A 22583-nucleotide genomic window follows, 5' to 3' on the forward strand; every position below is an offset into this window, starting at 1 on the left:
TTACATTAAGTAGTTGGTGCGTTAAAGAGTCTCAAGCTTGTTTTTGTTCAACGGTTTGATCAGATACTTTTCATATCCAAGCTTTGCCAATCTTTTTCTGTCTTTAGGATTTTCAGAGGTTGTTAACACCACAATCTTAACGGATGAACGAATATCTTCACTGAGATGCTGGAACTTTTCCAAAAAATCAAAGCCATCAAAAACTGGCATTTTTAGATCCAACAAAATCAGATCAGGCCTTGTTTTACTATCGTTCAGATACGGAAATACTTCTTCTGCATCTGTAAATGGTTGCACATCAGTTGCAAAACCTAATTCTTCAATTAAGTTTTGGTTTATGAAACAGGCAACATCGTCATCGTCAACCAGGAATATTTTTTGATATTTAGCCATCAGGCAGCATTAAATTAGATGTCCAGACAATATTAATTTAATTTTTTGTGCCAAGTAAATGTTATGGCTAATTTTAATAATTATAATTAATTAAATATTTATAGAACAATTCTATGGAGGGCTCACCGTTTTTTTCTTTTGACTCGGCATTTATGCCTCATGGTCATTGCTATTATTGGGAGCCATTTATTCTCTGGTCACAGGCTATCACAAACTCCATCATCGCACTGGCGTATTTTGCCATACCCATCAGCCTGGTACAAATCGTAAGGAGACGGAATGACTTCAGGTACACATGGATGTTGGTGCTTTTTGCCATTTTTATTCTTGGATGTGGGGCTACCCATGTTATGGATGTTATCAATATCTGGACCCCATTTTATTATACCGATGTCATCATCCGCATGATCACCGCGCTGGCTTCAATAGGCACAGCTATCATTTTCATCCTTATTACCCCCAAGCTCATCCTAATTCCTAGTGCTGAGAAATGGAAAGCCGTGAATCTGGAGTTGTCTAATTATACAAACAACCTTGAAAATGAGGTAGAACTTCGAACTGCTGAACTCACAGAAAACATTGCTACCATGAATTTCTTAACCGACACTATACCTCAAATGGTATGGACGGCCAATAAAAATGGTGAGTTGGATTACTATAATAAGAATTGGTATGCCTATACTGGCCTTAGTGAAAAAGAAAGTATGGCATATGGCTGGCAGACAGTGATTCATCCTGACGAAAAGCAGGCCCTTACTGAGCGATGGAACTATTCAGTTAAAACATCAGAGAACTTTCAATTTGAGTTTAGAATAAAAAATGCCAGAGATGGCTCTTACCGTTGGCACCTGGGTAGAGCGCACCCCATGCGGGATGAAAATAATGAAGTGCTTAAATGGTTTGGTACTGCCACTGACATTCATGATCAGAAAGAGAAAAGTGATGAAGTCAGAAAAGTTAATAAAGAACTTGATCAGTTTATTTACACTGCTTCTCATGACCTCAAAGCACCGGTCGCTAATTTGGAAGGCTTAATGCAATTGGTTGAACAACGCTGTGACAAAGAGAACCAAGAGGAAAATCGCACGCTCTACGCTATGATGAACAAGCAGGTAAACAGGCTCAAATTGATCATTCATGATCTATCTGATGTGGGCCAAATTAAAAAAGCCAGCAGAGATGATTTTGAGAATGTTAACCTGAGGACAATGGTTAATGACTTTGTTCAAAGTAATGTGGATAAAATCGACGAAAGCGAGACCAGCATCCAGCTTGACCTAAATGAGGAGGTAATCTATTTTTCACCACAGCATCTTCAGATTATCCTTTTTAACTTATTGGATAATGCCATTAAATACACCAAGTACGCCAATAAATCACAAATCAAAGTCACTACTGCTATTGACGACGGGTATTGGGTGATGAAGGTAGAAGACAATGGAATTGGAATCAATGAAGAACATCAGCTCAAAATATTTGATATGTTTCAGCGCTTCAGCCACCACAAAGACGGTACCGGCATGGGTCTATATATCGTAAAAACAACAGTAGAGAAATACAAAGGCTGTGTTAGTGTAGAAAGTGAAGCAGGGCAAGGAAGTACATTTATTGTTTCTCTCCCTGCCCCTTTACTGAAAGCTGAAAATCAGTACAAAAACAATGGCAAATAACCAATATAATTGATATCCTGATTTCGGGTAGTGCTAATATTAAAAAGCGACACTAAAGCAGGTAAATATTGCATAAAAGTGGGAACCTAAAGAGCAAATTTGAGGTATAATGGAGAGATGAATATCAATCTAAACCCCACAATATGCCTCAGGTAAAAGCTCACAAAAATCTGATTGGACAATTACGAACCGCAGCGATTCTGGAAGGAATTTCATATCTATTATTATTGGGTATTACCATGCCCTTAAAATACCTTGCCGATATGCCTGAACCCAATATGATAGTAGGTTATGCCCATGGCCTGCTTTTTATTTGGTATGTAGGCTTGGTAGTATTGGTAGCTTATCGTTATCGCTGGAATTTCAAATCCACGGCCATCGCATTGGCTGCTTCTCTCATTCCAGCAGCAACCTTTTATGTGGAAGCAAAAATGCTGAAGGATAAGAGTCTTACTACCTAAGCTTATTTTAGACGAACAAATCCATAAATGCACCTAACTTTAGGTAATTACTAGATTTGGCTTCATGTAAGCTAAACCTTCTACCTGTTTCTATTCATAAGCTTACTCACCACAGTGGACAGCACATAGTCAAAAGGTGACAAGCTGATTTTTATGGTGAGTAAGGTTGAGACATTATACTTATCGCACTTTACTTGCAGTTAGCATGCCTGAGTAGCTTTTCTCCCAGCTCTCCACCACAGGAGCATGACCTATACCTGTTACTTTTGCATCCCATCGGCAGTGAGTGTAAGGAAAATGTAAGTTTATGCTTCACCTCACAGGAGGTCATGCATAAGTGCTGATAATTCTACTTCATTTTCTTCTGTAAAGTATGTTCAGACATATATACTATTAAAAGAAGCCGTCTCAAAATGCAATCTACTGTCAAACTGGCCTATGTTGCAAGAGAGTTGAGCAGCATAGGATACCCCCTAGCTGGCGAGACATGCATCTTATCTCTTATTGTTGTACCTGTTCAATAGAAAAACTGCATCACTTTCTTCAACATGAGAAATGAGATTAGAGAAAGCCTTTTTACTGAGCTTAGCTTATGCTTTTGTTCAGCTTTGAGGCAGCCAGGTGATCTATGTACCAATGCAATTCACCATCTTCAGGCTTAATCAGTTGTGCGGGGTATTCTTCAGGATTATAGACTCCCTCCAATACTTCATGCAAGGCATCCGCTTTCTTCTCTCCAAAAGCCAGAAAAGCAACACACTCAGCCTGATTGATCAACTGAGGCATCAGGCTGATACGATAGGTATCCAGTTTTTCTACCCACAATTCTTTAACCCAGGTCATAGACTTATGCGAGAATGCTACGTGAGGAAAAAGCGAAGCAGTATGTCCATCATCTCCCATACCTAACAGGATCAGGTCAAAGCGAGGAGACCTGCCCTGGAAAAACTCCTGCAGGGTCTCTTCATACTGTAAGGCAGCGATATCAGCACGGAACTCACCATGAATAGGAAATATATGTTCTTTTGGCACCGGCACATGATCTAAGAGGGCCTTGTGTGCCATGCCGGCATTACTGTCTTTATCATGTATGGGGACAGGCCGTTCATCACCCCAAAATACATAGGTTTTGTTCCAGGGCACCTGATTCACGAAAGGTACTTTGGACAGCAAACTGTACAGCGCTTTGGGAGAACTACCTCCTGTTAGGCATACTACAAAACGGCCGTATTTCTCTACAGCCTCACAGCTCTTCCTCACAAATAACTCGGCTGCGCTATAACTCAGATCATCCGTATTTTCGTAAACATGCAAATTAAGGATACCCTTCTTTGGAAACTGCTCATTCTCCTCTATCACTGTTTCTTTGACATTGGTAGCTTTGGGGTTGATCCACTCATGTTCTTCCCGTTTCAGTAGATCATCGGCTTCCTGAGGCCCCCAGCTTCCTGAAGCATACTTGGGTAAAGCCTGCTTACCATTTTCTTTCCACTTATCCAGTATTGGCATCACTACTTTCCAGGCTTCTTCTACCTGGTCGGCACGCATAAAAAGCGCGGCATTACCTTCAATCGCATCCAGCAGGAGTGCTTCATAAGCTTCGGGCGGTTCAGCATCATAAAAGGTCTGATAATCAAATACCATCTCCACCGGGTTCAGGATTTGATGAATTCCCGGACGCTTGGCCTGAAACCGAATGGTAATGCCCATATCCGGCTGTATGTTGATGATGATACGGTTTGGTTCTCTTACTGCCTGATGGTCGTAAGCAAATGCCCGGTGAGGTGGTTTACGAAGCTGAATGGTGATGACCGAGCATTTATCCGCCATACGTTTTCCTGTCCTTACGTATATAGGGACATCCTGCCACCTCCAGTTATCAATATAAAATTTGAGTGCGGTATAGGTTTCAGTGGTAGAATCCTGGCTGACGCCTTCTTCCTCAGTATAACCTTTTACCTTTTTACCCCTGATCCAGCCCTTATCGTACTGAGCTCTCACGGCATGCTTATCTACCTCTTCAGGCTCCAGAATACGGATGGCTTTCAACACATCTACTTTTTTGTTGCGGATTTCATCAGCGTCCAGATTAATAGGAGGTTCCATCGCGATCATGGATACCAATTGGAGTACGTGATTCTGTACCATATCGCGCAATGCCCCTGATTCCTCGTAGTAACTACCTCTGCTTTCCACGCCCACTGTTTCAGCCACTGTAATCTGTACATGATCTATGTAATTACGATTCCAGAGGGGTTCAAAAATGGTGTTGGCAAAACGGAAAGTGAGAATGTTTTGTACAGTTTCTTTGCCAAGGTAATGGTCAATCCGGAATATCTGCTTCTCGTCGTACAAGTCAGTTAAGAGTTTGTTAAGCTGTCTTGCGCTTTTCAGGTCATGGCCAAAAGGTTTTTCTATGACAATACGCGAGCATTCCAGATCATGACAGGCTTGTGTACTTGCCAGATTGGTAGCTATGGTCGCGAAGAGCTGTGGTGCAACAGATAAGTAAAAAAGGCGGTTGGCCTTGACATTCCAGCTTTGCTCCAGTTCAGCTATTTTGGTGTCTAGCTGCTGAAAGGACTCTTTTTTCTTCACGTCCATAATGAAGTATTCAATATGCTCAGCGAAGATATTCCATACTGCCTGGTCAGCAATTTCCCTCCTTGAGAACTCAGCTACTTCCTTGCGGAGCATCTCACGATACTCTTCATTAGAGTATTCAGTACGTCCCAGTCCTATCACACTAAACTGATCGGGCAGGTAACTGTCCAGGAAGAGGTTAAATAAGGCAGGAATGAGTTTTCTTTTATTAAGATCGCCGCTCCCTCCGAAAATGATCAACACGGTAGGAGCCAGCTTTGCTTTGCTAAATTCCATAGGTCAGGTTTAAAGGTTAATTACGCGCCCCAGGAAGTATGAAAAGTACCTTCACGGTCAATTCTTTCATAGGTATGCGCACCAAAATAATCACGCTGAGCCTGGATAAGGTTAGAAGCCAGGCGTCCGCTTCTATAACTATCAAAGTAAGCAATGGAAGCTGAAAAAGCCGCCAGAGGAATACCCAGTTGAATGCCCAGTCCTACGACTGTACGTGCACCTTCAGCATTGGCATTAAGTTTTTCGGCAATCGGGGGAGCAATCATCAGGTTGGCCAGATTATGGTTTAGTTCGAAACGCCTCCATAAACTGCTCTAACATCTTGGCCCTGATGATACAACCTCCTCGCCAGATTCTGGCAACATCTGCGAGCTTAAGGCCAAAGTTCATTTCGTCTGACGCTTTTTTTAGCATAGCAAACCCCTGTGCATAGGTAATGAGGATCGCAAAATACAAAGCATCATGTACCTGCTGAATAAGCTGCTCCTGTTCTACCTCAAACTGAAACGCAGGGCCAGTGAGTAATTTTTCAGCTTCTACCCTCTCATTTTTCAAGGCAGACTGAAAGCGCATCGTTACCGCTGAATCAATGCTAGGGATGCCCACGCCCAGATCCATCGCACTCTGAGAGGTCCATTTACCAGTCCCCTTTTGTTTGGCGCTATCCAAAATACTATTGATCAGCATCTCTCCTTCCAAGAGATCATCCTTTTGCTTGAAAATATCGGCAGTGATTTCTACCAAAAATGACTGTAGATCACCTTTGTTCCATTCATCAAACGCAAGGTGGAGCTGGTTTTCATTGAGTCCTCCCACACGATGCAGAATAGCGTAGGACTCAGCTAACAACTGCATGATACCGTATTCAATACCATTGTGCACCATTTTCACATAATGACCCGCGGCTCCCTTCCCCAAGAAGGTAACACAGGCTTCACCCTCAACTTTAGCTGCAGCAGCCTCAAGTATATCCTTGGCGGGAGCATACGCCTCCACCTTTCCACCCGGCATCAGGCTGGGGCCCAATCTCGCCCCTTTTTCTCCACCGGAAACCCCCATACCCAGATAGTGCAAACCATCCTTTTCAAGCTGTTCCATGCGCCTTTGGGTATCATTATAATGAGAGTTACCGCCGTCAATGATAATATCTCCTTGGGACAAATGAGGCTTTATGCTTTCTATTACTGTATCTACTACTTTACCGGCGGGTACAAGCAACATCAGCTTTCGGGGTATTTTGAGGCTTTCAATAAATTCGCTCAGGTCTGAAGTAGCATGAACATTATTTACAGATTTTTTGCCTGATTGAGCGCGTCTACTTTGGCTTTATCTAGATCATAACCGATCACTTCAAAGCCATGATCAGCGACATTTAGTATAAAATTTCTTCCCATTACTCCCAGGCCAATCATTCCAAAGTCACAATTTGCTTTTTCGTCCATAGTTTGTGTATAGTACTTAAGGTTTGTATTTGATTTCGATATTTTTAAGCTTATTCAATCGTCTTTCATGTCTACCTTCACCGGAATAAGTGGCTTTTAGAAAAGTGTTCACTAGCTCTTCCGCATAGGTATCACCTATGACACGAGCACCGAGGCAGATAATATTCATATCGTCGTGCTCTACCCCCTGATGCGCAGAGTAGCTTTCATTGATGAGAGCAGCACGTACCCCTGGCACTTTGTTGGCAACGATGCATGCCCCAATGCCACTACCACAGATTGCGACTCCCCTTTCAATTTCTCCATTACTTACTGCTTTAGCAAGAGGATATACAAAATCAGGGTAATCATCAGCAGCATTATAAACACCTGCTCCGTAATCCCGGATCGTGTAATGATTCTGCAAAATTGCTTTTAGCTTTTCCTTAAGTGCAAAACCACCGTGGTCAGCCGCAATACCGATTTTCATCTGTCTAAAAGTTAGGTTAAAAACGTTTACCGCCTATGCCTGTAAATAAATACAAAAGAAATTTACAGGCAGAATTTAGTATGTCAAACGGAAATAACCGGCTAAAGATGAGATTAAATCCTTTAAAGGACAATCTGAATACATCACCTTTAATTTCATATCATCAAGCTGCCTTAGAAAAGGTTCAAATAAGAAAAAACCTTTAACAATTGACCTTCAATATCGTTTTGACTAGTAGAAACAAAAAATTAATTATGGAAAAGTTAGTAAATAAAAAACCAAACACTAAAAGCGCTCCCAGCATAGGACTATCAGAGGATAACCGTGCAGGTGCTGCTGAGATTTTGAACCATATTCTGGCTAACGAATCAGTCTTGTATACTAAAACCAGAAATTTTCATTGGAATGTAACCGGTCCGTTATTCTATAGCTTACATAATTTACTGGAAGAGCAGTATCAGCAACTGGCTACCAGCATAGACGAAATCGCCGAGCGCTCTCGTCAGATGGGCTTCAGGGCAATCGGCAGCATGCAGGAATTTCTGGACCTGGCCAGCCTCAAAGAGTCTAAAGATGAAAAGTTAAGTGATACTGAAATGGTAGCCCGGCTGGTTAAAGATCATGAAAGCCTGATTGAAAGCATGAGAGTAGACATTGAAAAGTTAGAAGATGAGCTACAGGATGCAGGTAATGCCGACTTTGTAACTGCACTCTTGCAGGAGCATGAAAAAATGGCATGGATGCTAAGATCTCTTCTCAAGTAAATAGTTAACATAAGCCGGATTTGAATCCGGCTTATTTATTTCTCCCCTTCCCTTCTCTTTATAAGTTACCTGCAATACTTAGAATTTCTTTGTGGCACTTTTGATGATCTGTATTATCACCACAGGTATGATACTTCCGAGAGCGATGAGTATCCAGTTTCTTGCTTCCATAGGCTGTAAGGAAAGCAAATCTCTCACATAAGGAATACTGTAGGCTACAGCAAGTACTGTAGCACAGAGGGCTACCGCCATCCATACATACTTGTTTCTGGTAATCTGGTTTTTAAAAACAGGTTCCTCGGGATCGCGCATATTCAAGGTATGCAATAACTCAGCCACTGCCAGACTGAAAAACGCAACATTGTTAGCTACTTCAAAAGATTGATCCCAAACATAATAGGCATAGAAGAATGCAGCAGAGACACCTAGTGCCAGTATAGAGCCAAAAAGAATAATTGTCTGCCAGCTCTTTTTGTTGATGATTGGCTCTTCGGGGTCTTTAGGAGGGTTGTCCATTACCCCTGATCTACCTTCACCTATACCAATGGCTAAAGCTGGAAATACATCGGTCAGAATGTTTAGAAACAATAGCTGGAGCGGTAGAAGCGAAAGCTTAGCTATCGCAAAAGTAGAGGCAGCAATAATGATTATTTCGCTCAGATGGTATGATAGCTGGTAAATAATGAACTTACGTATGTTGCTGAAGATAATTCTCCCTTCTCGTATCGCCCTTACGATGGATGGAAAAGAATCATCTTTCAATACCATATCGGCTACTTCCTTGGCTACCTGAGTTCCGCGCATACCCATCGCTATTCCGATGTCTGCTTTTTTAAGGGCGGGGGCATCGTTGACCCCATCACCTGTCATAGCCACTATTTTACTCTGCTCCTGATACTTTTCAATCAGGGTAAGTTTTTGTTCTGGTGAGACTCTTGAGAATACTTGTACATCACTCAGATCCTTACTCTCTTCGCTTTCATCTAATTCTTTACCTCTCAACGCTTTGGGTTCATCATTCTCTACAAGACTTACTTCCTGCGCGATTTTCTTGGCGGTTTCCGGATGGTCACCTGTAACCATAACGACTTCAATACCTGCTTTTTTACAGGTTTCAATCGCATCTTTTACGTCACCCTGAGGAGGATCAATAAATCCGATAAGTCCTACAAAAGTCAGCTCATGCAAAAAATCTTCATCTTCTGCCCCCTGAGGCTTTTGATCACTTTCTTTATAAGCAAATGCCAGTGACCTTAACCCATCTTTGGCCAGTTCATCAAACTTTTCAAGCCATTCCTGCTTATCGTCCTCGCTTAGTTCCTGAGATTCATCATCTTTAAGTATGTGGGAACATTCTTCCAGTAAAGCTTTGGCTGCTCCTTTTCCTGCGGTGAAATAGCCCTTATCGGATTGATAAATGGTACCCATCATTTTAGTTTCGGAGTTGAAAGGATCTTCCGCCACTCTTTCCCATGAACGTAGCTCCTCCAACCTTTCCTGATCATATGCACGGGCAAATTTCAGCAAGGCAATTTCAAGAGGGTCGCCTTCACTCTCTTCTCCCTCAGGATCATATTCAGCATTATTACAGAGCACTGAAATGGTAAAGAGTTTTCTGATCAATTCATTCTCCTCCTGCTCCATTTTTACCTGTTCATCTCCCTCCCACTCCAACAGTATTTTCTCTTCATCCAGATAGAGGGTATTAACGGTTAGGCGATTTTCTGTAAGAGTTCCGGTTTTATCAGTAAAAATAGTATTGGTCTCTCCCAATGCTTCCACAGCTGAAAGCTGCTTTACTATCACTTCATGTCTTGCCAGCCGAATCATCCCTCTCGCCAGGGCAATACTTGCCACTATAGGTAAGCCCTCTGGTATTGCTGCAATTGCCCATGCGATCGCTGTCTGAATAATGGTATAGGTATCGCGATCGGTAATAAAACCTACTCCGGCCAGTATTGCGGCCAATCCCAGCACTACCCAAATTAATCGCTGGGACAGCTTGTTTAATTTTTTGTCCAGCGGTACCTTTTCTCCACTGGCGGAGCTCACTATATCAGAGATATTACCGATCTCGGTGTGCATGCCGGTAGCGGTTACGACCGCCTTGGCTTTTCCTCTGGTTACGGAAGTTCCTTTAAAGGCCATATTTTTCCGCTCCGCGATCTCGGCATCTTCTTCTACTTTTTCAGTATTTTTATCTACCGGAACTGACTCGCCGGTAAGCGCTGACTCATTGAGCTGTAATTCCGAAACTTCTACCAGACGCGCATCTGCAGCCACCACCTGGCCGGCATCAAGCACAAGTATATCACCCGGAACCAGATGCTCAGCATCTATAGTCTGCTCTTCGCCATCTCGTAGCACTTCAGCTTCAACCTTATCCATTTCCTTAAGCGCGTTCATAGACTTTTGGGCCTGCATTTCCATCCAAAATCCTATGGCTGTATTGATGAGGAGCACTACTACGATAAAAATACCTTCCGGGAGGTCACCAAATATGAAAGAAAGTGCAGCGGCAGCAGCAAGCAGGTATACCACTGGTGTATTAACCTGCTCAAGAATGATTTTCCAGGGACTTTTCTTTTTTCGCTTTTCCAACTGGTTTGGACCAAAATGCTCTAACCTTCGTTTAGCTTCATCTGATGAGAGCCCTTTCTCTACCTTCGTTTCAAGCTGTTCAAGTATGCTATCCTGCTTTTCAGTAAATGGTTTTTCAATTGAAACATCCTCTATCATGTCATTTATTGTTTAAGCTTAAAAAAATCTGCATTGTAGGAGTAAAAAATGTATTTCCAGTCAAACGGAAACGCCTGATGCATGCACTCAAACTAAATTTCTTGGGATTTTGCGCTTCCAGGTTTCAGTAAATATTCTCCTTTCCCCTTCGTATGCATCTAGTTCTGCGTAGAGTTTAAAATAATCTCTGTCTGAGGTGAGAATAGTTCTGGCATGCGTACTGATTTCCCAATCCTGCCTTTTCATCGATTTTTTCCAAACAACTTCTCCTTTAAGGGTATTCAGTTGGTCATTTCTTACATAGTAATTCTCCTTATTGTAATTGCTGACTTCAAGGTCCAGTTCTTCAATACGATATGTCCCCTGATCCTTCAGCACTTCCAGCGTAGAGCCATCTTCTATGAGGTCACGCACGACATTCCACGCCTGACTGCCTGACTTGATCACTTCTGCTCCACTCCTGGGACTAGCACCTATGGGCGGACCAAAAGCATTCTGAATTTCTTTCCTTTCTTTTTTCACGGGTAGTATCAACTTACTCTCATCTGTAAACACCTGTAGTTTAGTAAGTTCAGGAGATGGCCAGGCCAATGGCCAGTAGGATGTAGATACGGACACTCTTAACTGGTGACCGGCAGGAAAAATATGACCAATTTCGTTGAGTTGAACCCTAACTTTATACTTTTTGTCTGGCTCCAGAGGTTCGGGAAATTCGTGACTATTGTGATGAGTTAGGTTAAACAAACCATAAGTCACGCGTGTCACTTTATGATCGTCTCGCACATCTGATAATCGCACTGCGATCATAGCCTGTGGCTTGTCTACCGAGACTGTAAACTCTACTGAAGGAGCTCCTAATATTTCTAAGTCATTCACCAATGGCGGGCTGTTGAAGACCAATGCTCCTCCATCTTCTTCCCGCTGGTCACTCGGCAGATCAGGAGGGGCGCTGTAAGAACACCACTTTCCGGCAAACAGTCCTAGGCGAAGCGGTGAGCTTACCCAAAGAGCTTTCGGATCTTCCACCTGCACCACTGATTCATGTTGAAGTTTGCCCGCTTTGAGCACCCAATCTTCCTCCTGAATGGCAGGGGAAGGCCATTCTTCTAATCCTGTCCAATAGCCAGGTCGCTCTTCATAATCAGTAGTGGGGGGTACACTTTTCTGTACCCAGGCTTTAAGCATTGGCTCATTTTGTATGCCAGTGTCTTTATTGCTGAGCCACTGATCCCACCAGCGTACACATTCTTGTAAAAAACCGATAGCCGGCCCCGGCTTACCATTGTGCGGATAACGATGGCTCCAGGGCCCCACCAACCCCATACGAGGCACATTCAGGTTTTTTAAGAGGCGAAAAACACTATTGGAATAGCCATCAGCCCAGCCGCTTACCGCCATCACCGGGCATTGTATGTCATCATAATTTTCACACACCGAGCCATGCTTCCAGTATTCATCTCTGTGCTGATGTTCAAGCCAGTTTTCCAGCCAGTGTCCGCTCTTTTCTAACCTCTGCAGCCATAATTCCTTCCAGCGCTCACCTACCAGCACTGGGTCCGGTGGCAGACTATTTCTGCCAAACATGACGGAAGCCCATGACAGATTATCCCCCAAAAGACAGCCCCCCATATAATGTACATCATCAGCATAGCGATCATCAGTGGAGCAGACAGTAATCACAGCTTTAAGTGCTTCCGGGCGTCGTGCAGCGATTTGTAATCCGTTAAATCCTCCCCATGATATCCCAATCATACCCACTTTTCCATTGCACCAGGGCTGTTTTGCCAACCATTCAATAATCCTTTCTCCATCTTCAAGCTCCTGCTCCAGGTATTCATCTTTAATCACACCTTCGGAATCGCCACTCCCTCTGATGTCTACTCTAATTCCGGCATAGCCGTATCCGGCAAAGAAGCGATGGTTAATTTCATCACCAGTTCGGGTATGGTCTCTTTTGCGGTAAGGAATATACTCTAGAATCGCGGGCACAGGCTCTTGCCTGGCTTTTTCTGGAATCCACATTCGTGCTGCTAACCTAGTTCCATCGGGCATTACAATCCATTCATTTTCAATCTCTTTTACCCGATGCGGTAAGTCATCCACATAGTCCATACATTATAGTTTTTTTATTTTCACATGCATCAATTCCACTATCTCCCGGTATTTTTGTTCAAGCTCCTCACGTGTCTGAGCACCAGTGAAGATAAAAGCAAGCAAATAGCTGTAGTTATCCTGACCCGGTAATTCAGACAGCTTTTGTCCCTCTTCTACCTGTAACTTGATATGGGTATCCGGATACTGTTGATAAATACGTTCTATATCATCCTGATCCGGCAGACGCTCTACAATTCCGTCTTCAAATACACGATAGTGAAACTTGGCGGAATAATTATACTGTCCTTCCTTATCCTTATAATCAGGTTGTTCTCCCAAAGCAAGCTTTACCAAAAGCTGATGATTTGAGCTACCCTTTACTTTGGCATATAGATCACTGTGAGACTGTGACATGCGAGGGTTAATTTCCAGCAGACAAATCTGATCTTTATCTTCATCGTAGAAATACTCAATATTAAAAGTGGAGTCCTCATAGCCAATATGCTTCATTACTTTTGCAGACACCTCATGTAATCTACGCTGTACTTTTTCTGGAAGCTCACTGGGAAGCTTATAGTAAAAGAAAGAAGGAACTTCCTCGTAATTGATTGAGTCTACAATACCATAGGTTTTCACTTCACTATTTTGAACATAGCCAGATACAGTACACTGATGTCCTCCAATAAGACTTTCGGCAATACAATAATTTCCATTGATATGCTGAATATCAGCAGGCATGTTTAGCTTCTCCATCAAAAGATTAAAGGGTTCGCCAAAATCCTTGATTTTTTCACGAATCTTTGGCAATGCTTCCTCCAATATCTCTTCATTTTCCACTTTAAACCCCAATTGTGATGCATAAGCTTTGATCGGCTTGATCCAGAATGGTGTTTTCAGATTAATATCTTCTATTTTGTTTACAGTAAAAGGATCAACAGCTTCAAAATCAGGGATGTGATCAGGGATTGACTTTTCCTGTTCCAGGCGGCTCCAGTATTTATGCTCACATTTGAAACCACTTTCCAGTGAAGGACCTCTAAGCCCATACTCTTCAGTCAATAAAAAAGCGATCAATGTTGCAGGAAAATCATAAAAGGATATGATAGCATCAATAGAGCCTTCAAAGTTATTGAGTTGATCTCTGGCTTGCTCCATAAATTTACGCACATCAGGTTTTACTTCCTTTTGCTGTATTTCATTGATATGAAAAAGAGGGATGAAATTATATTGATCTGCATGCTCAATAGATTTAAGTTCACCCATGTTGAATTCGTCTGATCCGACGATAAAAATATTCTTTCTGTCCATAGTTTAAAAAATTGAGTCTCGCTATGTAAACTGCCTTAATCCGTACGATTGTTTAATCTAATTTCGCACTGGTAAAATCAACTCATAGTCATTAAGGTAGAAAGTACTAATATTGGGTTTTGAAGCATAAGTATCTCTTTATCTGACAAGACAGTCTTTTTTACTTAATTGCTCATCGCTCATCAACAATGACTAATGCATAAACGAAGCTGGATGAAAACAAATAAAGCACATATAACAAAGCTGATTGAGAAATACCAAACCTCCTTTTATCCCTTAATTCCTGGGCTACAGAAAAAAGATCTGATGAGTCTGGACTTTTCAGAAGGCAGTCCTTATCTCAGGGAAATTGACCTCAAAGACACACTCGCATTTAACCATCTTGTTTTTGATGAAGTACTGAAAGATAAAATAGGAATCGGTGGTTTTTTTGAAGACAGAATTATATATCGGAGAAGTGCGCACTATGATGGAAAAGAGGCTCGTAGTATACATTTGGGATTAGACATCTGGGCAAAAGCTGGCACCAAGCTTTATAGCCCACTATCCGGCAAAATTCACAGCCTTCAGGACAATCAGGGTTTTGGTAACTATGGGCCTACACTTATACTTGAACACCAGATGGAAGATGCAACTTTTTATATACTTTATGGTCATTTGCATAGGGAAATACTGGAAAGCTGGAAGGTAGGAGACCAGGTTGATCAAGCCCAGTATCTGGGCGATATTGGTGACTTTCCTGAAAATGGAGACTGGCCACCCCATTTGCATTGGCAGGTCATGACTGATATGTTAGGTAACACTGGAGATTTTCCTGGTGTGGCAGCACCATCTGATCGCAATTATTATTTGCAATTTTGTATAAATCCTCACTATATTCTAAGACTTTCTGATTGAAAATGCCATTTCAACCTATTTGATAAAGATTCAAGGCACTTGGAACGATATTACCAAATATTAGAAATCCCAGTAGGATCATCTCAGCATGAGATTAAAAAAGCTTACCGTAAGTTAGCAATGCGATTTCATCCTGACAAAAATGATGGTAAAGATATAGGTCAACGTTTTATTCAGATTACTGAAGCGTACGAGATTCTTATCGGTGTTCGCAAGGCACCTGCTTCAAGAATTTTCTCCCCCCAGTATCAGCAACATGCCTACAACAGAAGGCCTTATAATTTTAGAAGGCAGTCTTATCGTGAAATGTGGGAAGAAGAAAGGCTTAGAAGAAAGAGAGATGCACGAAGAAACGCTAAAGAGCACGCCAAAAGACGGTATGAAAACTTCAAAAAAAATAACGAAGCATTTAAAAAAAGCTGGTACTACAAACCCACATATTACCTTATTCACACCATTCAAGTGCTTGGTTGGACTTTTGGCTTGTTCTTACTCTTGTCACCATTGTTCGCTGCTTTGTATTTTCATTTTAATGACAGTCAATGGTGGAAATGCCTCGTTTGCCTTCCATTGATATTGGCTGGTATCCTTTGTATTGAGCATACAAAGAGGCTGATGAGAGAAGCGGAGCCTTTCTTCAGTTAACACAACTTTTTATGCCGAAAAAATGTATATACATTATATGTATTGGTATCTAATATGATTTCCCTTAGCTATCTGTTTCAGGAATCAATTTAGTTTTCATGGAGAGGCCTACTTTACTAAAAAATGATATTAGCGATTTGGAAATTACTGATTTGCTGTAAAGTACAAGAATGAACAAAGGTGGATCACATATAAACAATTACGCTTTGAAGTCTATTTTATACATGTAATAAATATTTTAAAATCCAAAGCTTCACCTTTAACCTTTTCTTCTGATAGTACTATTAATACAAGCAGATTTATAATCTTTTTAGATAATATATAATATTAATAAAAGTGTTAGTTCTTTGATTATTTGTTAATGATTGTATCATTTCTTTAATATGATCAGAAAAACCAGGGTTAATTTTTAATAAACACTGTTTATTACAAACGTTTTATACAATGTTGGAAATTGACTTTGATGTTTAAGATTTATTATTAGATTTGAATAAGATGAACTCAAGATGTTGATAGCTGTAGCAGGTAACATTGGTACCGGAAAGACGACATTGGTTAGGAAATTAGCTGATTATTTTGGCTATCAGGCTGAGTACGAAGCCATACACGAGAATCCGTACTTATCTCTTTTCTATCGGGACATGGAACGTTGGGCATTTCCGCTACAGGTTTATTTCCTTGGTCATCGTTTTCGACAGGGGTTAAGTTTAAATGATCGTGAATCTGGTGTAATCTTGGATAGAACAATTTATGAAGATGCAAATGTGTTTGCTAAAAATTTGTATCGCTCTAACTATTTGAGCCAGGTTGATTACGAAAATTATTTAAGCCTTTACCAATCAATGGTAGGGTTAATCCCTAAACCGGATATCCTGGTTTACTTGAAGGGTAAGCCTAAAAATTTGAAATACAGAATTAGTCACAGAAGTGAGGGTGGCATAAGAAGTTTTGAACGAGAAATCTCATTGGCTTATTTAAAGAATCTGGACCTATGCTATGCTTCATGGATAAGTAATTATACATATTCCACTACCCTTACTATTGATATTGACACAATTGATTTAGCTAAAGATGAACATTTTGAAACACTAGTAAAAAACATTCAAAATCAAAAAAGATGCGTCACTTAGAAGATTTTTATGTGAAAAATACAATGGGAGACTCTAAAATTTACTACAGATTAAAACCCATTATATTTCCAGAAAACGAATTCACCTATTTAGGTACAGAAATACTTACCAAAGAAGGAGAAGGTAATATAGAAAACCACGAGCTTACTTACCGTGACATTTTACAAATGTACGAAGATGGTTTTTATACCATAGAGCGAGAGGAGTTCGAAAGAGTACAAGCCATGGTGAGTGAAGAAACAGAAAAGGAGCATATACTTGAAGATTAAACTATAAGTTTTCTTCACGTTCTTCTGTGTTTGTTTTCTGTAAAAGTTTTTCCCACCCCCATATTTGTTCAGCAGAGGTATCACGATACTTTTCAGTGAGCTTGCGTAATACATCTGCTCTGTCGCTTAGTTTTCGAGCCTGTTTCTCTGCAACATCTATTTTTTTCTCGATTTCCCCGTCAAATTTTTCGTCTTGGTCATCCAGCATAGCCTTGACTTTTACTTTTGTTAAAGTTAACAACTCCCTTATAATTTTTTTGTATTTTGTTACAAGAAATTTCTTGCTAAAAATTTAGAGTTTTTAATCAATTCACATTTTTCCTTTGCTATAATTTTTTATAAAAGTCAAGATTTAATAAGTAAGCTTCTTTTCTATTTTTGCTTCCCGAAAATGACGTGAAATTCACTTTGATCGTTCTAATATTATTATTTAAAAGCTCAACACATGCAGCAGCATATTTCAAAAATTGCCGAAGAGTTACAAATCAAGGCTTCACAAGTGTCCGCAACCATCAAGCTACTTGATGAGGGCGCTACTGTTCCTTTTATCTCTCGTTACCGAAAAGAAATGACTGGAAGCTTAGACGAAGTTGCCGTTACTAACATAAGAGATCGGGTGACACAACTTAGAGAGCTGGACAAACGCAGAGAAAGTATTCTTAAATCAATAGAGGAGCAGGGAAAGCTGACTAGCGAGCTGACGGATAAAATTAATGCCGCTGAGAACATGGCCCGCTTGGAAGATTTATACCTACCTTATAAACCAAAAAGAAGAACTAAAGCAACCATAGCCAAAGAAAAAGGGCTTGAACCTTTAGCAACTTTAATCTTCGAGCAGGAAAAAGCAAACTTAGCTGAAGAAGCAAGAAAATATATAGATGCTGAAAAAGAAGTTAACAATGAAGAAGAAGCGCTTCAGGGGGCGCGTGATATAATCGCGGAATGGATAAATGAAGATCAGGAAGCTCGCGCGAACATGCGAGATTTATTCATGAAAAAAGCAACTTTCCAGTGTAAAGTAATTAGTGGAAAAGAAGAAGAAGGGCAAAAGTATAAGGACTATTTTGAATGGGAAGAACCGGTTAAAACAGCCCCTTCACATCGTGTTCTGGCAATGAGAAGAGGCGAGAAGGAAATGATCCTTATGCTTAATATCACACCCCCGGAGGAAGAAGCTTTGCAATTGCTGAAAAAATCTTTTGTAAAAGGTAATTCACCGCTCTCAGAGCAAGTAGAATTGGCTACCAAAGACAGTTACAAGCGCCTACTCAAACCTTCCATAGAAACAGATATAAGACTGTCAACCAAGAAAAAAGCCGATGAAGAAGCAATCCATGTTTTTACTGACAACTTAAGGGAATTATTGATGTCCTCTCCCCTGGGTGAAAAAAACACCCTGGCTATTGATCCTGGTTTTCGTACAGGCTGCAAACTTGTATGTTTGAATAAGCAGGGAAGGTTACTTGAAAACACAGCCATTTTCCCTAATGAACCGCAGCGTAAAACAACTGAGGCTGAAGCAATAATACTGGCATACTGCCAGAAGTATGAAATAGAAGCAATCGCCATAGGTAATGGGACAGCCAGCAGAGAAACAGAGGCTTTCGTACGGGGAATTAAGCATTTGCCAAAAAATATACAGATAGTGATGGTCAATGAAAGCGGGGCGTCAGTATACTCCGCGTCTGATGTTGCCAGAGAAGAGTTTCCCGACTATGACCTTACTGTAAGAGGTGCAGTTTCTATCGGTAGAAGGTTGATGGACCCTCTCGCGGAGCTGGTAAAATTGGACCCTAAATCCATAGGGGTAGGACAATACCAACACGACGTAGACCAGACGGCCTTACGTCAGAGTCTGGACGATACGGTAGTCAGTTGTGTAAACAACGTAGGTGTGGAAGTAAATACAGCGAGTAAGCAATTGTTGACATATGTATCCGGTTTGGGCCCTTCCTTAGCACAGAGCATTGTTAACTACCGGGATGAGAAAGGCCCCTTTAAAACGAGAGGAGAACTCTTGAGCATACCTCGTCTTGGGAATAAAGCATTTGAGCAGGCTGCGGGATTTTTAAGAATAAGAGATGCGGATAACCCACTTGACCGTAGTGCGGTTCACCCTGAAAGATACGAAACTGTCAACCAGATGGCAGCTGACCTGGGCTGTACCATAGAAGATTTGATCAAGGATGAAAACTTACGTAAGCGCATTAACTTAAAGCAGTATGTATCAGAAGATGTAGGGCTTCCTACGCTGGAAGATATCATGGCTGAGCTTTCCAAACCCGGCCGTGACCCCCGCGAACAGTTTGAAGCTTTTCAGTTTATGGAAGGTGTACATGAGATAGAAGATTTGAAAGTAGGGATGAAACTACCCGGCATCGTTACCAATGTTACAAATTTTGGAGCATTTGTTGACCTCGGAGTTCACCAGGACGGATTAGTACACATTAGCCATCTGGCTGATAAGTTTGTGGATAACCCCGCTGAAATTGTTAAAGTACACCAGCAAGTGCAGGTAACAGTGATGGAAGTGGATGTTGCCAGAAAAAGAATTGGACTATCTATGAAAAGTGATCCCTTTGCTCCACCAAAAAAAGGTGGAAACAAACCCGCGAAAAAAAGAAGTAAGCAGGAGGGTGACAGTGGGGATCTTCAATCTAAACTTGCCATGCTAAAAAACAAATTCAGATAATATTAAAGCTCATCAAGTATGATGAGCTTTTTTTTCTGTCATATGGATGAGTTCGGTGATCAGCCCTGTCCAGCCGGTCTGATGGGAAGCACCGAGCCCCCTTCCATCATCCCCATGAAAATACTCATAAAATAAGATATGATCCTGAAAATGAGGATCTGTCTGGAACTTCTTCTGATCACCAAACACTACTCTTTTTCCCTCTTCATTCTTTTTAAAAATATTGATGAGGCGATGGCTGATGTTTTGAGCAATTTTGTCCAGTGTAAGAAAATTTCCGGAGCCCGTAGGATGTTCCAGACGAAAACTTTCTCCATAATATTCATGGAATTTCATTAAAGATTCTACGATGAGGAAGTTGATAGGAAACCAAACCGGCCCTCTCCAATTTGAATTCCCACCGAACATAGATGAATCCGACTCTCCGGGTAAGTAGGATACCGAATGTGGATGCCCATCCACAGAATACTGATAAGGGTTCTCATGATGAAACTTAGAAAGCGCTCTAATTCCATATTCTGATAAAAATTCATCTTCATCTAACATACGTCTTAGGATGCATTTCAGACGGTGAACCCTCACCAGGGATAACATTCTGGTTTCCCCTTTTCCGTGTTCATACCAGCGAGAAATCAATGAACCCAGATCTGGACGATTACGCAATACCCACTGCAGACGGCGGGTAAAGTCGGGCAAAGCTTCCAGGAGCTCTGGAGTAAGTACCTCAACTGCAAAAAGAGGGATGATACCTACAATTGACCTGACCTTCAGAATTTGAGTAGAGCCGTTTTCCAGGTGCACTGCATCATAATAAAACTCATCAGTCTCATCCCAAAGGTCTACTCCTTCTTTACCTATATTAAACATCGCACCAGCAATGGAAAGGAAGTGCTCAAAAAATTTAGAAGCCATCTCCTGATAGTAAGGACGGTGTTGTGATATTTCCAATGCTATCCTCAACATATTAAGCGAATACATTGCCATCCAGGCGGTAGCATCTGCCTGCTCCAGCCTGCCACCAGTAGGTAGCCCATGGCTACGGTCAAACACGCCAATGTTGTCAAGTCCTAAGAAGCCTCCCTCAAAGAGGTTACTCCCACTTGTGTCTTTTTGGTTGACCCACCAGGTGAAATTCATGAGCAATTTGTGGAAGATTTTTTCCAGAAACTCAATATCTCCGGTGCCCATTCTTTCTTTGTCTATACTGTAAACCTTCCATGCACTCCAGGCATGTACAGGTGGATTGACATCGCTGAAGTTCCACTCATAGGCGGGAATCTGCCCGTTGGGGTGCATATAGTATTCGCGCAGCATCAGCAGGAGCTGCCGTTTGGCAAAACTGGGATCCAGACGGGCTAAAGGAATACAATGAAATGCCAAATCCCAGGCAGCATACCAGGGATACTCCCATTTGTCAGGCATTGAGATAATATTATTATTTACCAGATGCCTCCAGCTATTGTTTCTTCCATTTCTACGATGCGGACTACTTTTATTAAACTTTGGATCCCCGTTGAGCCATTGATTAATATCGTAAGCGTAGAGTTGCTTGCTCCACAGCATACCCGCATAAGCTTGCCGTTGTATACTTAAGAGGTCAGGATCAGTAACTTCTTTTTGTAAATCTTGATAGAAAATATCAGCTTCTTTGACTCTCTGTGAGAAAATGTCTTCAAAGTCGGAAAATGGTTCGTTCTGATTCGTAGACATTCTCAGGCGAGTTTCCCAAACCTCATTGGGTGCGAGTACTTTTTTCCAATATAATGAGGCCTTTGTACCCACTAACTCATGGTTTACCTTATTATCTAAACCTTTGACAACATAATCATTGATACCGTCTTTTGTGTATGGTCTTTCATTTTTGCCCCCTTCCAGTTTTTCCCAGTTGGTTTCATTCTCACAGAAAAGCAAGCCTGGCTCACCCTCATAATGTAGAAAAGCATCTTTCTGCATTTTATATTTAATAGCGATGAGCTTTCTGGTTCTGGAAGCTATCAGCTCAGGACGATAGTCATCGTGGCCCCAGGACCAGGAGTTGCGAAACCATGCAGTCGGCAACAGATGAAAAGGAGCAGCTTTAGCGGAACGATTGACAACTTTAATTTTGACCAGGATATCATCTTCTGCTGCTTTGGCATATTCTACAAATACATCAAAGTAATCATTCTTCTCAAAAATGCCGGTGTCTATGAGTTCGTATTCCGGGTCTTGTTTTGTTCTGCTTGCACTACCTTTTAATAATTTGGCATAGGGGAAAGCCTGTATTGGATACTTATATAGCATTTTCATATAAGTATGCGTAGGCGTGGAATCCAGATAATAATAGTATTCTTTTACATCTTCCCCATGGTTTCCTTCATGATTGGCCAGACCAAACAAACGTTCTTTGAGGATAGGGTCATTGCCATTCCACATAGCCAGCGCGAAACAAAACTGTTGTTTATTATCAGATAATCCGGCGATGCCATCTTCCCCCCATCGGTAGGCTTTACTTCGTGCCATATCATGAGTGAATGCTCCCCAGGCAAATCCATGTTCACTATAATCTTCTCTTACCGTTCCCCACTGTCGTTCGGAAAGGTATGGCCCAAACCTTTTCCAGGTTTTATTGTCTGTGGTAGACAGCACTCTGCCCCATTCCGGATTCTGTAGATTTTGATCGGACATTTTATCAATCATTAATGAAGTGTGGGCCGAAATTATAAAATTTTAGAACACACTGCTCTGCTC

19 protein-coding genes are annotated in these 22583 nt (G+C 41.4%); 8 read left to right on the forward strand and 11 right to left on the reverse strand.

What is annotated here, in order from left to right:
* Positions 1-21: 21 nt before the first annotated feature.
* On the reverse strand, positions 22-393 hold the full coding sequence (locus OKW21_RS14020; RefSeq protein ID WP_277480213.1) for a response regulator: 372 nt from the start codon (positions 391-393) through the stop codon (positions 22-24).
* A 152-nt stretch (positions 394-545) separates the two neighbouring features.
* Here OKW21_RS14020 and OKW21_RS14025 point away from each other — a divergent pair, with 152 nt between their 5' ends.
* Both OKW21_RS14025 and OKW21_RS14030 read left to right on the forward strand, forming a co-directional pair.
* A complete protein-coding gene (locus tag OKW21_RS14025; protein WP_277480214.1) occupies positions 546-2063 on the forward strand; it encodes a sensor histidine kinase in 1518 nt (505 codons plus the stop codon).
* Positions 2064-2206: 143 nt separating this feature from the next.
* Positions 2207-2524 carry a DUF3817 domain-containing protein gene (locus OKW21_RS14030; protein ID WP_277480215.1) on the forward strand — a complete coding sequence of 106 codons (318 nt, stop codon included), beginning with the start codon at positions 2207-2209 and terminating at the stop codon, positions 2522-2524.
* Positions 2525-3109: 585 nt separating this feature from the next.
* On the opposite strand, the gene zwf is transcribed toward OKW21_RS14030, so the two are convergent.
* From zwf to OKW21_RS14045, 5 genes are read right to left on the reverse strand one after another with little or no spacing between them, the layout of a single operon-like run.
* Positions 3110-5404: a glucose-6-phosphate dehydrogenase gene (zwf, locus tag OKW21_RS14035; protein WP_277480216.1), complete on the reverse strand. Its 2295-nt coding sequence runs from the start codon at positions 5402-5404 to the stop codon at positions 3110-3112.
* Between the two features lie 20 nt (positions 5405-5424).
* Complete coding sequence (locus OKW21_RS32535; protein WP_338130054.1) at positions 5425-5670, reverse strand: hypothetical protein; 246 nt, start codon at positions 5668-5670, stop codon at positions 5425-5427.
* A 13-nt stretch (positions 5671-5683) separates the two neighbouring features.
* Positions 5684-6667: an NADP-dependent phosphogluconate dehydrogenase gene (gene gndA / locus OKW21_RS14040; protein ID WP_338130117.1), complete on the reverse strand. Its 984-nt coding sequence runs from the start codon at positions 6665-6667 to the stop codon at positions 5684-5686.
* Positions 6668-6690: 23 nt separating this feature from the next.
* Entirely contained in the window at positions 6691-6846 is a 156-nt protein-coding gene (locus OKW21_RS32540) for an NAD(P)-binding domain-containing protein (protein WP_338130055.1), read from the reverse strand.
* A 16-nt stretch (positions 6847-6862) separates the two neighbouring features.
* The gene (locus OKW21_RS14045; RefSeq protein ID WP_277480220.1) at positions 6863-7315 is read right to left on the reverse strand and encodes an RpiB/LacA/LacB family sugar-phosphate isomerase; all 453 of its coding nucleotides are present in this window, start codon (positions 7313-7315) and stop codon (positions 6863-6865) included.
* Between the two features lie 254 nt (positions 7316-7569).
* Between OKW21_RS14045 and OKW21_RS14050 the strand changes: the two genes are divergently transcribed.
* Positions 7570-8079, forward strand: a complete 510-nt coding sequence (locus tag OKW21_RS14050; protein ID WP_277480221.1) for a Dps family protein — start codon at positions 7570-7572, stop codon at positions 8077-8079.
* A gap of 78 nt (positions 8080-8157) precedes the next feature.
* On the opposite strand, the gene OKW21_RS14055 is transcribed toward OKW21_RS14050, so the two are convergent.
* The 3 genes from OKW21_RS14055 to OKW21_RS14065 all read right to left on the reverse strand — a co-directional run bounded on the left by OKW21_RS14055 (position 8158) and on the right by OKW21_RS14065 (position 14220).
* Positions 8158-10818: a cation-translocating P-type ATPase gene (locus OKW21_RS14055; protein ID WP_277480223.1), complete on the reverse strand. Its 2661-nt coding sequence runs from the start codon at positions 10816-10818 to the stop codon at positions 8158-8160.
* An 87-nt stretch (positions 10819-10905) separates the two neighbouring features.
* Positions 10906-12930 carry a CocE/NonD family hydrolase gene (locus tag OKW21_RS14060; RefSeq protein ID WP_277480224.1) on the reverse strand — a complete coding sequence of 675 codons (2025 nt, stop codon included), beginning with the start codon at positions 12928-12930 and terminating at the stop codon, positions 10906-10908.
* Positions 12931-12933: 3 nt separating this feature from the next.
* Complete coding sequence (locus tag OKW21_RS14065; protein WP_277480225.1) at positions 12934-14220, reverse strand: ATP-grasp domain-containing protein; 1287 nt, start codon at positions 14218-14220, stop codon at positions 12934-12936.
* Between the two features lie 213 nt (positions 14221-14433).
* Between OKW21_RS14065 and OKW21_RS14070 the strand changes: the two genes are divergently transcribed.
* The 4 genes from OKW21_RS14070 to OKW21_RS14085 all read left to right on the forward strand — a co-directional run bounded on the left by OKW21_RS14070 (position 14434) and on the right by OKW21_RS14085 (position 17161).
* A complete protein-coding gene (locus OKW21_RS14070; RefSeq protein WP_277480226.1) occupies positions 14434-15117 on the forward strand; it encodes a peptidoglycan DD-metalloendopeptidase family protein in 684 nt (227 codons plus the stop codon).
* 39 nt (positions 15118-15156) lie between these two features.
* Positions 15157-15762, forward strand: a complete 606-nt coding sequence (locus OKW21_RS14075) for a J domain-containing protein (RefSeq protein WP_277480227.1) — start codon at positions 15157-15159, stop codon at positions 15760-15762.
* Positions 15763-16268: 506 nt separating this feature from the next.
* The gene (locus OKW21_RS14080) at positions 16269-16892 is read left to right on the forward strand and encodes a deoxynucleoside kinase (RefSeq protein WP_277480228.1); all 624 of its coding nucleotides are present in this window, start codon (positions 16269-16271) and stop codon (positions 16890-16892) included.
* Positions 16880-17161 (forward strand): hypothetical protein, encoded by a 282-nt coding sequence (locus OKW21_RS14085; RefSeq protein WP_277480230.1) that lies wholly within the window; start codon positions 16880-16882, stop codon positions 17159-17161. Before OKW21_RS14080 ends, OKW21_RS14085 begins: the two co-directional genes overlap by 13 nt.
* Before the next feature lies 1 nt (position 17162).
* Here OKW21_RS14085 and OKW21_RS14090 read toward each other — a convergent pair whose 3' ends face one another.
* Positions 17163-17402 (reverse strand): hypothetical protein, encoded by a 240-nt coding sequence (locus OKW21_RS14090; RefSeq protein WP_277480231.1) that lies wholly within the window; start codon positions 17400-17402, stop codon positions 17163-17165.
* A gap of 204 nt (positions 17403-17606) precedes the next feature.
* On the opposite strand from OKW21_RS14090, the gene OKW21_RS14095 reads away from it, so the two are divergent.
* Positions 17607-19853 carry a Tex family protein gene (locus OKW21_RS14095; protein ID WP_277480232.1) on the forward strand — a complete coding sequence of 749 codons (2247 nt, stop codon included), beginning with the start codon at positions 17607-17609 and terminating at the stop codon, positions 19851-19853.
* 12 nt (positions 19854-19865) lie between these two features.
* Here OKW21_RS14095 and OKW21_RS14100 read toward each other — a convergent pair whose 3' ends face one another.
* Positions 19866-22520: an MGH1-like glycoside hydrolase domain-containing protein gene (locus tag OKW21_RS14100; protein ID WP_277480233.1), complete on the reverse strand. Its 2655-nt coding sequence runs from the start codon at positions 22518-22520 to the stop codon at positions 19866-19868.
* Positions 22521-22583 lie beyond the last annotated feature (63 nt).

The sequence above is a fragment of the Catalinimonas alkaloidigena genome, assembly GCF_029504655.1.
GTDB lineage: Bacteria > Bacteroidota > Bacteroidia > Cytophagales > Cyclobacteriaceae > Catalinimonas > Catalinimonas alkaloidigena.

Coding starts and splice junctions, on each gene's coding strand:
- OKW21_RS14025 (WP_277480214.1), top strand. CDS start 546: ATGCCTCATGGTCATTGCTATTATTGGGAGCCATTTATTCTCTGGTCA.
- OKW21_RS14080 (WP_277480228.1), top strand. CDS start 16,269: ATGTTGATAGCTGTAGCAGGTAACATTGGTACCGGAAAGACGACATTG.
- OKW21_RS14095 (WP_277480232.1), top strand. CDS start 17,607: ATGCAGCAGCATATTTCAAAAATTGCCGAAGAGTTACAAATCAAGGCT.
- OKW21_RS32540 (WP_338130055.1), bottom strand. CDS start 6,846: ATGGACGAAAAAGCAAATTGTGACTTTGGAATGATTGGCCTGGGAGTA.
- OKW21_RS14085 (WP_277480230.1), top strand. CDS start 16,880: ATGCGTCACTTAGAAGATTTTTATGTGAAAAATACAATGGGAGACTCT.
- OKW21_RS14055 (WP_277480223.1), bottom strand. CDS start 10,818: ATGATAGAGGATGTTTCAATTGAAAAACCATTTACTGAAAAGCAGGAT.
- zwf (WP_277480216.1), bottom strand. CDS start 5,404: ATGGAATTTAGCAAAGCAAAGCTGGCTCCTACCGTGTTGATCATTTTC.
- OKW21_RS14065 (WP_277480225.1), bottom strand. CDS start 14,220: ATGGACAGAAAGAATATTTTTATCGTCGGATCAGACGAATTCAACATG.
- OKW21_RS14030 (WP_277480215.1), top strand. CDS start 2,207: ATGCCTCAGGTAAAAGCTCACAAAAATCTGATTGGACAATTACGAACC.
- OKW21_RS14050 (WP_277480221.1), top strand. CDS start 7,570: ATGGAAAAGTTAGTAAATAAAAAACCAAACACTAAAAGCGCTCCCAGC.
- OKW21_RS14070 (WP_277480226.1), top strand. CDS start 14,434: ATGAAAACAAATAAAGCACATATAACAAAGCTGATTGAGAAATACCAA.
- OKW21_RS14045 (WP_277480220.1), bottom strand. CDS start 7,315: ATGAAAATCGGTATTGCGGCTGACCACGGTGGTTTTGCACTTAAGGAA.
- OKW21_RS14100 (WP_277480233.1), bottom strand. CDS start 22,520: ATGTCCGATCAAAATCTACAGAATCCGGAATGGGGCAGAGTGCTGTCT.
- OKW21_RS14060 (WP_277480224.1), bottom strand. CDS start 12,930: ATGGACTATGTGGATGACTTACCGCATCGGGTAAAAGAGATTGAAAAT.
- OKW21_RS32535 (WP_338130054.1), bottom strand. CDS start 5,670: ATGATTGCTCCCCCGATTGCCGAAAAACTTAATGCCAATGCTGAAGGT.
- OKW21_RS14020 (WP_277480213.1), bottom strand. CDS start 393: ATGGCTAAATATCAAAAAATATTCCTGGTTGACGATGACGATGTTGCC.